The sequence below is a fragment of the Arthrobacter livingstonensis genome (genome assembly GCF_003219815.1).
GTDB lineage: Bacteria > Actinomycetota > Actinomycetes > Actinomycetales > Micrococcaceae > Specibacter > Specibacter livingstonensis.
Map to the genome: position 1 here is coordinate 1 of NZ_QJVD01000019.1, position 12,946 is coordinate 12,946.

The window sequence follows — 12,946 nt, forward strand, 5'->3', positions numbered from 1 at the left end:
TCAAGCGATCTATTGCCCGGCAACTATTCAGGAAATTACAAACGCTTATGGCTTGACTCGAAGCATAGAAGGGTCAGTAGGCGAGTGCACAGAATGTCCGAAGTCGTCTGCGCAACTCTCGCGAGCTCCAATTTACCGCGGTGAATTGTCCCGTCAATTCTGAAGAACGCTGCCCATAGATAGGGCTCAGTATTCCCCAACCCGTCCCTTGCTCGTAACCATGAAGGGCTTGAAGCGCGACCTCCAAATTCAGTATGCGATGTATTGCCATAGTCCTTCTTGCCGACGGGCAGCTTGGTGGGCCTGTAGCCGGCCTTCACGGATCAGGAGAATCGCAACTCCGTTCACTTGAGTATTCCACGCCGTTGATGGTGGCCGCCGTGCCCTACTGTGTTCGGGCCCTGGCCGTTTTTGCGGCCTTGGTTGTCGAGGTCTCTTCGGATAGGGAGCGTCTGGATGTCTCCGGAATCAGGTACGTTGCGATGAGTGCTCCTGCGGCAATGACGGTCAGGTACAGGGCGGGGGCTAGTTTGTTGCCGGTGGTGGCGATCAGGAACGTCGCTATGAACGGCGCCGTGCCGCCGAACACGGCGTAACTGACGTTGTAGGTGATCGCGGAGGCGGTGTAGCGCACTGCCGTCGGGAAGACTTCGGAGAGCAGGACGGCGGTGACGACGTTCGCTGCCACTGCACCTGTGGCTAGCAGGATCTGGCCGAGGAGGGCGTTACCCAGTCCGCCCTGACTGGCCAGCAGGTAGGCGGGCACCGCGAGGCCGCCCAGCAGGATGGACGATGCTGTCATCATGGCCTTGCGGCCCACCTTGTCGCACACCCGGCCCAGCACTGGGGACAGGACAGCAGCAAAGGCCAGTGCGGCCACATTTGTCATGAGGACTTGGTCAGCTGGCAGCAGGACCACCTCGCGCAGGAACGTGGTCATATACGTGGAAAACGTGTAGAAGGACAGGGCAGTGAGGCTGATGTAGCCGCCCAGTGTCAGCATGGGACGCCACTGCTGGCTCAGGGTGGTTCCGAGTCGGGCGTGGTTGGTCTTGGAGTCGGCCGCGATTTCGGTAAACAGCGGGCTTTCCTGGAGTCGGCGCCGGATGTAGAAGGCCACCAGGCCCATGGGTGCTGCCACCAGGAAGGGGATTCGCCAGCCCCATCCGTTCATGGCCTCGGTGGAGAGGTTTGCGGTGAGCAGGTAGCACAGCAGGGCGGCCACGGCGAAGGAGCCAAATGTTGCGGCGGGCATCCAACTGCTGTACCGGGAGCGTTGTTTGGGTGGTGCGTGTTCGATCACATAGGTGACGGCACCGGCATATTCCCCACCGGCGGAAAATCCCTGAAGGCTTCGGGCCAGCGTCAGCAGCACGGCGGCCCACACGCCAATCGTTGCATAGCCCGGGAGAATGCCCATGGCCACGGTGGCGCCGGACATGAGCAGAACCGTCAGGGCCAGCACGCGTTTACGACCGATCCGGTCACCGAGCATCCCGAAGAATGCCCCTCCCACCGGGCGCAGGGCAAAGGCGACGGCGAATACCGCGAAGGTTTGCAACAGCCCGACAATGTGGTTATCGCCAGGGAAAAACACCTTGGCGATGATGGGCGCGAGGAAACCGTAGATGGCAAAGTCAAACCATTCCACGACCGTGCCGGCCGCTGCCGCGATGGTGACCTTGCGAAGAGTGGCGGGACTGGACGGGACAGGCGATGAGGGCGTCTCAGATTGCATTGTTTCTCCCGAAGTGGGGTGCCGTGAGCGGCACGTACGTTGTGTGGCAACGGTCTCTTCCCGGGAAAATACATGTCGGCCGGGTAAGGAAGTGGGGGCTGGTGCCGGTGGTGGTGCCAGCAGCAGCATTACGTGGTGTGGGTGAGTGCAGGTTCTACGGGGTAGTGGTCTCGTCGAACTTGGGTAGGTGGTTCAGGTACTCGGTGACGTTGGAGTGTAGTTCAACGTCACCGAACTTGGAGTCGATGTCGAAGAGGTTCCAGGCGACGGTGCCCGTCTCCGACGGCCTCGCGGGGCTTGAAGTCCAGTTCGTCATTCAGCTCGACGTTGAGGTCCTGGCTCATGTCATAACTCCTTGGAAGTGCCGTGGGCCACAGGAGATGCCTGTAAGAGTGGACGCTCGACTGTGATGCAGATCTACTTGTTGTCGCTAGGAATAGAATATAGTTGCTCTTTCAGCAACAAACAAGGCATTTCGTTTAAAAGTATTTCCCACACCCCGCGACTAGTCATGATGCACCTTGTGCGACTCCGTGGGCGTCCCCGACAACGGCATTCAGTCGACCATAATGGGCTTGTCGTTCCGGGAGAAGGCTTTCGCAGTCCATGTCAGCCCGTCGGCAGGCGCTCCGGCGATGCGCTTGTCTGCACAGATGCCCCGGGCTGCCCGGCCGTAAGGATGATTGAGCGACCCGGTGCACGCCCGGGCGCCAAGCGGGTCCGTCATCAACGGCGCCGGCCAAGTGGTGACCAGCATTGGCGGCTCGCCGATCGCCATGACGCTGACTGGCGGCCGAACCTGGAACCAGTCGGCCTTCTGCTGGGGCCGCCTACCAACTTTGCTGCCGGGTTGCTGATCATGGCGGGCGGAACGTCGTCCGAAGGCTGTTCGCTCCGACCGACGCTCGCGGGGCAGGCACTACTGTTCGCGCTCGGATCGTGACCAGCAGTGGCGCTGCGGCCGCTTAGCGGCCCCTACCGGGCCGCCGGAGTGACGCACTCGTCGATGCTCGCACCCTACCGAGTAGTTGGTCCGATGGAAACTCAGATTCTGCACAGCGCTGGTGCTGGGTCGGTACGTGCGCTACAGTATCAACTACAGCAACCCAGTTGCTATGTTAGAAACACAATAGCCGAGAGAATGGAGAGAACCATGACTGAAATGACAGAGACGTTCAACGACATCGAAGCCCGTCTTGCAGCAGTGCTGGAAGAAGCGTTCGAAGCCGGAACCAGCATCTACAACGAGCGCGGTTTCAAGCGTCGGATCGGCTACGGCAACCGCCCCGCCGTCATCCACATCGACCTCGCGAATGCTTGGACTCGTCCGGGCCACCCATTCAGCTGCCCGGGCATGGATGTGATCATCCCGAACGTCCAGCGGATCAACGAGGCCGCACGTGCCAAGGGGGTCCCGGTCTTCTACACCACGAACGTGTACCGCAACCGCGACGCCACCTCCGGCACGAACGACATGGGCCTGTGGTACTCAAAGATCCCCACGGAGACCCTTCCGGCGGATTCCTACTGGGCGCAGATCGATGACCGCATCGCGCCCGCTGAGGGCGAGGTCGTGATCCAGAAGAACCGCGCCTCGGCGTTCCCTGGGACGAACCTCGAGCTCTTCCTGACCTCCAACCGCATCGACACCCTGATTGTGACCGGTGCGACCGCTGCCGGGTGCGTGCGCCACACGGTCGAGGACGCGATCGCGAAGGGCTTCCGCCCGATCATCCCGAGGGAGACCATCGGCGACCGTGTCCCGGGCGTCGTGCAGTGGAACCTCTACGACATCGACAACAAGTTCGGTGACGTGGAGTCCACGGATTCGGTCGTGGGCTACCTGAACGCCCTCCCGCAGTTCGAGGACACGGTCCCGAAGACCCTCTCGGATCCCCAGCCCGAGGTGGCGACCCCCGCGGATCCGGCCTAAGCCGCACCGCACTCTCGGAGCCCCGCGGCCCGGGATCCCCAGACCGACCCGACAACAGTCCGGCACCCCTTAGTGGTGCCGGACTGTTGCACATCTGCGAGGACATAGAACTCCCGGACATCCGTACAAGGCGCCCTGCACACGACGCCGTGGTCGCCAGAGGGTCTCGCTCGAGCGTCTTGCAAACCATCCGTAGCCCTCCGATTCCCGTAAGACCCGCCTGCAAAATTGCCCGGTGAAGGGCGGGCCCCAACTGTGACACCACTGGCGTCTCACAACTCTAGGGAAATGGACCGTCGCGTCGGCTCGATACCCGGGTAGTGAGAACCGCATGCTCTTCCCTGAAACGTGCGCATTCACTCACGGTAGGTGATTCTCGAAACTATGTCTCGCAACCTTCTCGCTGATGCGGCGCATCCACCGTTAGTAATGGGCCACCTCTGAGCAGCCCCTGGCGAAGCTGAATTGTGAAGCCGTGTTCAACACGACATCACTCCGCTCACCGGCCGTCGGTGGGTCGCCTGAGACCGGGAATGTTGCGCGTCGCCGTGGATGACGGAGGGTAGTCTCTTTGTCTGACGACGTCGCGTGGTGAGCCGGACTAACGTCAAGGGACGCCCCTGGAATGGCTAAACCCGATACGGGCCAGAGGTCAATTTAATGAGCTTTTCCGGAACATTTCCGAAACGGCGCAGCTCGAAGCCGCTCCCCCACAGCAAAACCGCAGGTCAGCGGCATCACCCTGACTCAATGTCGGAATCGAACCGACGACCGTTTGGTTCGATGCAGTCCATAACCCTGGACGCCATGCCCGCCCTGTCCAAAAAAGTCCCAACATTGCGGGCTATTGGACATTATTGACCACCAATGGGCCCCCTGGCGGATTCGAACCGACGGCCCCCGCTACACCAACAAGGGGCCATTTTGAGCTGTCTATAGGCTATTCTGACCTGTCCCTGCATGGTGCGCTTGCAACAACGAGTGATACTAAATACTCTCCACTTTGCACGGATTGGGATGAGTTCTGTATGACGTGGTGGGAACTCACACCCGACTGCTGCACGGCCTCGAGTAGAGCCACTGAGCCATCCGCCCATGGGTAATATTTTACTCTTTGCTCATTCCGGCCTGACACGTAGGGACAGCCCGATTCACAGCCCGAGCAAATTTGTCACGAAACGGGCCAGGAACAATAAGGCTTTGTGAGGCCAACAACGGGCACCTGGCAGCCCTTGGGATCCTCACAAGTCAGGCGTCAAGCAAAGCCGGGGCAGTCCCCACCTTCAGGAGGTTTGCCGTGTCCGACGAGGAACTTCAACGTTGGAAGGTTCAGTAGACCTTGTTGGCTCCACCGTCTGCCATCAGGGTTTGGCCGGTCATATAGCGTGAATCGTCAGAGAGCAGGAATGCAACGATCGGGGCGACATCCGCCTCGGGATCCCCGAACCGCCCCAGGGGCACCTTGGCGAGTGAATCCTTGTACATCTCGGGAAACGCCTCACTCCAGGCCTTTACCCCTGCGGTGAGCGCCATCGGCGAGACGACGTTGACGCGGATGTTGTCCTTGGCCCATTCGTTGGCTGTGACACGGGACAGCCCGCGGATTGCTTCCTTGGCCGAAGCATAGGCAGCCTGGGTCTGCTGTCCGACCATGGCTGAGCCCGAACCGAAGTTCACGACCGAGCCGCCGTTGACGGCCAGCAGCGGGTAGGCAGCCGCCATGAACTGGCGCGTGGCCCGGAAACCTGTGTTGAAGGACAGGTCCCACTGTTCCTCGGTCAGTTCGTTGAACATGGCCTGTCGGGATGCATGGGCGTTGTTGACCAAGCCGTCCAACCCGCCAAAGGTTGCGCCGGCCAGTTCGACGGCGGCCGCTGCAACGGCCCTCTCGCTGACATCACCCAAGACGAACCGGAAGTTCACGCCAAGATCCTGTTTTAGGGATTCCCCCGCCTCCCCGTTGACATCAACCGCCACGACCTTGGCGCCGCGGACCACCAACACCCTGGAAATCGCACCCCCAATTCCGGAGGCCCCACCGGTGACGACGACGGTCTTGTTTTCGAGCTGCATGTTGACTCCTTGGTTTTCGGTGATGGTATCGATCGATCCCTGATCGCGGACGTTGTGGCCATTTCTGGCCGAAGTCGCGGGACCTATTTGGAGATCTTGCCCATCACCCCGGCGATGGGTCGCAGGAAGAGGGGCCGGGCCAAAAAGCACGCCCCCACCATGACGGCGAGCGAGGCGGCGAAGATGCCAAATCCCAGCCAGCCGGCGTCCTGGCGTGCGGCGAACATGTGGTTCAGGTTCGCCAGCGCCCCCGTGCACAGCACCAGGGCCACGTGCATGACGACGAATCCGGTGAAGAACACCATGACGGGGAAATGGATCTTGCGGGCCACTTCCATGGGGTAGGCCTTCTCAAGCGCTGCGTTGCCCTTGGGCCAGGCCGGGCTCATGCGGAGGCCCGTGACGGCGGCCAGCGGCGCGGCGATGAACACCACGGCAAAATAGGCGAGCACCTGCAGTGCGTTGTAGTAGACCCAGCCGTTGTCCGCTGGCCAGTCCAGCGACGCATATTGCAGGCCTGCGCTCAGCGCGTTGGGGAAAATGTCCCAGCTCGTGGGCACGATGCGCATCCACGCGCCCGTGGCAAGCAACAGCACCACGAACACGGCTCCGTTGAGCAGCCACAGCACGTCCATGCACAGGTGGAACCACAGCTCCAGGCTGATCTTCGCCGGCTTGGCCCTGGTCTTTAGCAGCCCCGTGTTCTTCCGGGTCCAGTACGCCTTGGGCCGGGCCGTGGTCCGCACCTGCCAGCCCGACCGGATGATGAGCACCAGGAAGAAGGCATTGAGGAAGTGCTGCCAGCCGAGCCACGCGGGAATCCCCACGGGCGCATTTGCCGGCAGCTCGCTGTGGCCGGGGTACTGGAGCAGGAAGTCCTGGACGGGGGCCAGTTCACGGGCCCAGCGGGCAAGAAGCACGACGACGGCCAGCGCCACCACCGCGACGGCAATCCACCGGGCCGCCCCGATCCAGCGTTTCCGCCCACCCTGGGACTGTTGTTTGGGCTTGGTTTGCAGCGACAAATTCCAACCTCCCTAGACGCCCGCGGGCACGCCGCTGCGCGCTGCAATGGCCTCCCGCAGCTGGGGCAGGACGGTGAACAGGTCCCCGACGATGCCAAAGTCGGCAACGTCGAAGATCGCGGCGTCGGCGTCCTCATTGATGGCCACGATCCGCTTGGCCGTCTGCATGCCTGCCCGGTGCTGGATGGCGCCGGAGATGCCCACGGCTAGGTACAGCTCGGGCGAAACGCTGACACCCGTCTGGCCGACCTGGCAGCTCTGCGGGACGTACCCGGCGTCGACGGCCGCACGGGAAGCCCCCAACCCCGCCCCGAGCATGTCGGCCAGTTCCTCCACCAGCACAAAGTTTTCCTTTGACCCCAGGCCGCGGCCGCCCGAAACCACGATGCGGGCCGAATGGAGCTCGGGACGTCCCGAGCCTGCCGAGGCGACCTCCGCGTCCGTGATGGCTGCAACCGCGTGGGTGGCCACCTCCAGCAGGCGCAACTCCACGGTGGGCGATGCCACTGCAGGGGCCTGCTCTGAGCCGTTGGAGGAGACGGTGACCAGCGCAACGCCTGCGCCCACGCCGGATTCCGTCGTGTAGCTGCCGCCGAAGACGGAATGGCTTGCCACGATCGGGCCGCCGTCGTTGGTGACGTCCACGGCGTCGACGATCACGGAGTTGCCGGTGCGGGCGGAGAGGCGCCCGATGACTTCGCGCGCTGTCGGGCTCGTGGAGGCCAGCACGGCAACCGGCGCGTGGCTGGCCATGGCGTCGGCCAGTGCGGCCACGGATGCGGCTGCGACGTGGCTTGACGACGCCGGGCACTCACCGACCACGATCGTCGCCGCACCCAGGCTGCCGAGTTCGGCAACGAGTTCCTCCCAAGCGCCCGCGGTCGCTGCCAGGACGGCGACGGGCTCGCCCAGGCGTGCGGCCATGCCGAGCAGGTGGGCGGTGGTGGAGCGCAGCGATCCGTCTGCTGCCACTTCGATGTTGACAAGGATGTTGCTCATGATGGGCGGCCCTTTCAGATCAGGTTTTCGACGCTGAGGTAGTCAGCAAGCTGTGTGGCGGCTGTTCCGTCGTCAACGACCTTCTTGCCGGCCGTTCGGGCGGGGCGGCGGTTCGCGGACAGGACCACGTTGCCGTTTGCGTGGCTGGATGCCAGATGGCCGGCGGCCGCGGCGCTGACAACGGCCACGGGCTTGCGCTTGGCCGTCATGATGCCCTTGAACTTGGGGAAACGTGCCTCGGCGGAGCTCTCGGTGATGGAAATGACGGCCGGGAGGCTGCCGGCCAGCATCTGGATGCTTTCGGCGTCCTGGCGTTGTCCGGACACGGCGCCCCGGCTGATGGCAACGGTGTCCATTGAGCCGAGGAAGGGGTGGCCCAACAGTTCGGCAACCATGGCCGGCACTACTCCGCCGCGGCCGTCGGTGGACTCGTTTCCGGTCACGATGAGGTCGAAGCCGGCTCCCTGCACCGCACCGGCGAGTGCCTGGGCGGTCGTGAGCGCGTCGGCGCCGGCAAGGGCGTCGTCGAGCACGTGGATGGCCGAGTCGGCACCCATGGAGAGCGCCTTGCGCAGCGCTTCAATGGCCGTTCCGGGGCCCATCGTGACGGCCACGATCTCCACCGACTTGTCGGCGTCCTTTTCGCGCAGGGCAATTTCCAGTGCGCGCTCGGTGATTTCGTCGGCCACCCTGTCTCCGGCGGCCCGGTCGACGGCGCCGGAGGCAGTGAGCTTCCGGTCTTCCCCCGTGTCGGGGACCTGCTTGATGAGAACTGCAATCTTCATGGCTTTTCTTCCCTCCCGGACGGCCCTAGGCCGTTGCCGCTGCTGGTTCTTCGGTGGTTTTTGCCGTTTCGGCAGTGCGCTGGACGTAGGTGCCGCGGTCCAGGACAACTGTGTCCCCGACCCTGACCTGGAACACGGCACCGGTTTCGGTCTTCCAGATGCTGGTGGCCAGTTCATCGCCGGGCACCACGGGTGAGGCAAAGCGGACGCTGAGTGAGCCGAAAGCTTCCGGATCCGATCCGCTGACCTGATCCAGGAGTGCCCGTCCGGCAAAGCCCATGGTGCACAGCCCGTGCAGGATCGGCTTGTCGAAGCCGACCATCTTGGCCAGCTGCGGGTCTGAGTGCAGCGGGTTCGTGTCTCCGTTGAGCCGGTAGATGAGGGCCTGGTCCAGGGTGGTCGTCTCCACGACGCTCACATCGGCCGGACGGTCCGGGACCTCCCAGCTTTCGGACGGGCCCTGGGGCCCGCCAAAGCCGCCCTCGCCGCGGATGATCATGGTGGTCACGCTCGTGGCCACGGGTTTGCGGGTCTGCGCATCCAGCAGTTCCGTGCTCAGCTCGATGACGGCGTTCTTTCCCTTGTCATACACGGCGCTCATGCCGCTGACGGGAACCACGGTTCCGCTGGCGGCCAAGGCCCCGTGCAGCGTGATCTGCTGGCCACCGTGCAGGATCTGCGAGAGCTTGAAGTCACCGAGCCCATCCATGGGGCCTGAGGAGGACCCCATCACCACTGCGAACGTGGGCAGGACCTTCTGCTCGATGCCTCGCGAATTTTCGGTGGTGAAGGCCAGGTTCTTCATCTGGTCCCCGGCACCGGCACCGACGCTGAGCGCATACAAAAGTGCATCTTTCGATGTCCAGGAGAAGGGCTCACCCTCACTCGTCTTGCCAATGTTGTGCATGTGGATCGCCACTGCCCTGCTCCTTTCACGGGGATGTCCCCAACGATTCAGACAGCCACCCGACGGTGGCACGGATCACTATGAACTAAATACTATAACGAGATTCTAGTTCTTGTCCATAATGTGTTTGACGATGTTTCCACTTGCCCTTGGCGTTGGCCGGTGCGGTGCACACAATGCACGGCGCCCTGCCGGCCTCCCCGGTGGGGAACGCCGGCAGGACGCCGTGTGGTTCAGGGTGCGGGGCGGCTCAGTCGGCGGCCATCGCGGGAGCCTCGGCCGGGGTTCCGCGCCGGATGGCACGTTCCTGGGTTGTTTCCGGAATCCACGGGACCGGATGGCGCTTCAGGAGCACGGCAACGACGACGGCCAGCACTGCGAACACGAGCACAAAGACGAAGCTTGCACTGATGCCGCCCTGGGCGACGATGGTGGTCTTGGGGTCCTGGTAGCCGGCAAGGATGATGGCACCGATGGCCGTGGCCGCGGACTGGCCGATGTTGCGCACCATCGTGTTGGTGCCGGCCGTTTCCGAGGTATGGGTCTCCGGGATGGCTTCAATAAGCACATTGGGAAGGGCGCCGAAGGTCAGCGAGATGCCGATTCCGTTCAGGGCCATCGCCAGGCAGAACGCCACCACGCTGCCGTAGCTGAGAAGGATGACGGGAATGACGATTGCCATGAGGGTGAGCCCGGCAATGAAGACCGAGCGCGCCCCGAAACGGAAGGCCAGCTTGCCGCCCAGCGGCGAGAACAGGTACCCGACAACGGCCGTCAGTGCACTGAAAATACCGGCTGCCGCCGGGGTGAAGCCGAGGCCAAAGCCCAGGGTCGTGGGGTACTGCAGAACCATTTGGGTGGGGACGGACATGCCCCCGATGGGCCCGATGGCTGCGAGCATGGTGGCCGTCATGACGAGGGCGATCTGGCGGTTCTTGAACATCCTCAGGTTCACAATGGGAGATTCAATGCGCAGTTCCCACCACACCCACACGGCCGCGACGACGATGCCGGCGGCGATCAGGCCAAGGAACTCGACCGAACCAAAGCCCGTCTTGGAGACGCTGGAAAGCGCCAACAGGATGGCGCTGACCGCGATGGGCAGCAGGACCGCGCCAAGGTAGTCGGGCTTCTCCCTGCTGGGGACCAGGGTGTCGCGCGGAATCACTGCCAGGATGGCCACCGCTGCCACCAGGGCAAGCACTGCGGAGAAGATGAAGATCAGGTGCCAGGAGAAGACCTGGATCATGAAACCGGCAATAAACGCTCCGCCTGCGCCGGCGATCAAGGCCGAGGCGCCGATCATGGAGACGCCCACGGGGATGCGTTCCTTGGCCAGGTGTTCGCGTGCCAGGCCAAAGGCCAGGCCCATCAAGGCACCGGCGGTGCCCTGGATGGCACGGCCCAGGATGATCATGCCCAGGCTGCCGCCGATCAGGGAGACCAGCGAGCCCACGCAGGCGATCACCAAGACGATGACCATGACCTTCCGCCGGCCGTACATGTCGCCGAAGCGCCCGCCCATGACGCCGGCGGACGCGGAAACCAACAGGTAGGCCGTGACGACCCAGGCGACAGTGCTGGCATCAACATGGAATTCCCTGATCAGCGTGGGCAGCGTCACGTACATCATGGACAGTTCAAACGCCGAGACAACCTCGGCCAGGATCAGAACGGTCACCACGGCCGCAAATCCGGGCCGCTTGAGGTTTTGCAGGGTTCCGGTTTTCCGGAGGTTAGCGAAGGACATCTTTGTCCAGCCTTTCTTGGGTGTGCTGAAAAGAAAGTGGTTGTGCCCTCACGGAATCGGCGGGCGGGGTAACGAACATTCTTTGAATACGGCGGACGAACACGTCAGTGATGCGCCCGCCGAGTCCCGTCGGTGCCGCCTTATAAGGCGGCACCAACGGTTTTGACACGCTTCCCCGCGGGGCACCGTTGGCGGGTGCGCTGCGGGGCAAAAAGGACAAGCAGATCGGAATGGACAGTGCGGGGATTGCCGCCTAGGTGGCGCCGTAGGCGACGGACTTGGTCCAGAAGAACTCCTCAAGTCCTTCCAGGCCGCCTTCGTTGCCGTTGCCGGAGTGGCCGATGCCGCCGAAGGGGCGCTCGGCCACGGCATTCGGCGCCCCGTTGACCACCACTTCACCGGTTTCCAGCGCTTCGACGACCCTCACGGCGCGCTTGGCGTCGGAGGTCCACAGGTAGCCCGAGAGGCCGTAGTCGGTGCTGTTGGCCAGTGCCACGGCGTCGGCCTCATCACAAAAGCGCATGACGGCCAGGACCGGGCCGAAGACTTCCTGCCGGGCCAGTTCGCTCTCCCGGTCCACGTCCGCCACAACGGTCGGCGGATAGTAGAAGCCGTCGGCCAGCTCGCCGCCCAGGCGGGTGCCGCCGGTCAGGACGCGGGCGCCGTCCGTCCGCGCCTGGGCCACCATGGCCTCGATGCGGTCGATGGCACCTTGGTTGATGACAGGCCCGCAGATGGTGTCCAACTCAAGCGGGCTGCCCACCTTGAACGAGGCGGCAATCTCCGCCACCCTGGCCGCAAACTCGTCGTGGATGGAATCCTGGACGAGCAGCCGGGTGGGCAGGGCGCAGGCCTGTCCGGTCATGACGCCAAACGCCATGAAGGCGGCGTGCAGGGCGGCGGCCTCAAGGTCGGCGTCAGCAAACACCACGTTGGCCGATTTTCCGCCCAGTTCCAGCAGGACGGGCTTGAACGTCTGGGAGCACGCGGCCGTGATCTTCCGTGCCGTGTCGGGTCCCCCCGTGAAAGACACCTTTTTGACAAGTGGGTGGCCCACGAGGGCGGAGCCTGCTTCAGCGCCGCCGGTGACGACGTTGAACACGCCGTCGGGAACCCCGGCCTCGCGGATGAGGTCGGCGAAGAGCATGGCACTGAAGGGGGTCAGCTCGCTTGGATTGGCCACCACGGTGTTGCCGGCCGCCAGCGCGGCCGGAACCTTCATGGCCAGCGAAATGAGCGGTGCGTTCCACGTGATCACAACGCCGATCACCCCGTAGGGCTGGCGCAGCGTGTGCCCGAAGGAACCGCCGGCACCGGCCACCGACGTGATGCGGCCCAGGGGCAGCTTGTCTGCCCAGCCAGCGTAATAGCGGATCCACTCGACCGCGGCGCCCACCATGAGCTGCGCCGTCCCTGCCGGGGTGCCGTTGTCCGCGGTGGCCAGGGCCGCGAAGTCTGCCGTGTGGTCCTCAACGAGGCTGGCCAGCTTCAGCAAGGCGCGCGCCCGTTGGACGGCAGGCGTTGCCTTCCACACCGAAAACGCCTCATGGGCGTTTCGGACGGCCTCGTCAACATCGGCCGCGCCCGCCATGGGCACCACTGCATCGGGGAGGCCCGTGGCCGGGTTGATGTGCTCGTGTGTCCGGTCACCCGTGGTGCGCGTGGCCGAACCAATCCGCAGGGTCACTTCCGGCAGGACGAATTCGGGCTGCTTCTCCTCGGTAACGGCAACCATC

At 63.7% G+C, this 12,946-nt stretch carries 10 protein-coding genes; 1 reads left to right on the forward strand and 9 read right to left on the reverse strand.

All coding sequences use genetic code 11. The annotated features are described in order from the left end of the window. Positions 1–385: 385 nt before the first annotated feature. Positions 386–1,738, reverse strand: a complete 1,353-nt coding sequence (locus CVV68_RS16000) for an MFS transporter (protein ID WP_110502010.1) — start codon at positions 1,736–1,738, stop codon at positions 386–388. Between the two features lie 154 nt (positions 1,739–1,892). After that, a complete protein-coding gene (locus tag CVV68_RS23950) occupies positions 1,893–2,054 on the reverse strand; it encodes a hypothetical protein (RefSeq protein ID WP_211320873.1) in 162 nt (53 codons plus the stop codon). An 837-nt stretch (positions 2,055–2,891) separates the two neighbouring features. Here CVV68_RS23950 and CVV68_RS16015 point away from each other — a divergent pair. Next, complete coding sequence (locus CVV68_RS16015) at positions 2,892–3,671, forward strand: N-carbamoylsarcosine amidohydrolase (RefSeq protein ID WP_110502012.1); 780 nt, start codon at positions 2,892–2,894, stop codon at positions 3,669–3,671. A 1,329-nt stretch (positions 3,672–5,000) separates the two neighbouring features. Here the strand turns inward: CVV68_RS16015 and CVV68_RS16020 are convergent. The 7 genes from CVV68_RS16020 to CVV68_RS16050 all read right to left on the reverse strand — a co-directional run bounded on the left by CVV68_RS16020 (position 5,001) and on the right by CVV68_RS16050 (position 12,945). Further along, a complete protein-coding gene (locus tag CVV68_RS16020) occupies positions 5,001–5,744 on the reverse strand; it encodes an SDR family NAD(P)-dependent oxidoreductase (RefSeq protein WP_110502013.1) in 744 nt (247 codons plus the stop codon). An 83-nt stretch (positions 5,745–5,827) separates the two neighbouring features. After that, positions 5,828–6,715, reverse strand: a complete 888-nt coding sequence (locus CVV68_RS16025; RefSeq protein ID WP_110502074.1) for a cytochrome b/b6 domain-containing protein — start codon at positions 6,713–6,715, stop codon at positions 5,828–5,830. A gap of 66 nt (positions 6,716–6,781) precedes the next feature. Beyond that, positions 6,782–7,768 (reverse strand): electron transfer flavoprotein subunit alpha/FixB family protein, encoded by a 987-nt coding sequence (locus CVV68_RS16030; RefSeq protein ID WP_110502014.1) that lies wholly within the window; start codon positions 7,766–7,768, stop codon positions 6,782–6,784. 14 nt (positions 7,769–7,782) lie between these two features. Then, positions 7,783–8,553 (reverse strand): electron transfer flavoprotein subunit beta/FixA family protein, encoded by a 771-nt coding sequence (locus tag CVV68_RS16035; protein WP_110502015.1) that lies wholly within the window; start codon positions 8,551–8,553, stop codon positions 7,783–7,785. Between the two features lie 25 nt (positions 8,554–8,578). Further along, positions 8,579–9,472: a MaoC family dehydratase gene (locus CVV68_RS16040; protein WP_110502016.1), complete on the reverse strand. Its 894-nt coding sequence runs from the start codon at positions 9,470–9,472 to the stop codon at positions 8,579–8,581. 238 nt (positions 9,473–9,710) lie between these two features. Further along, a complete protein-coding gene (locus CVV68_RS16045) occupies positions 9,711–11,210 on the reverse strand; it encodes an MFS transporter (RefSeq protein WP_110502017.1) in 1,500 nt (499 codons plus the stop codon). Between the two features lie 253 nt (positions 11,211–11,463). Continuing rightward, positions 11,464–12,945, reverse strand: a complete 1,482-nt coding sequence (locus tag CVV68_RS16050; protein WP_110502018.1) for an aldehyde dehydrogenase family protein — start codon at positions 12,943–12,945, stop codon at positions 11,464–11,466. Between the last annotated feature and the right edge of the window lies 1 nt (position 12,946).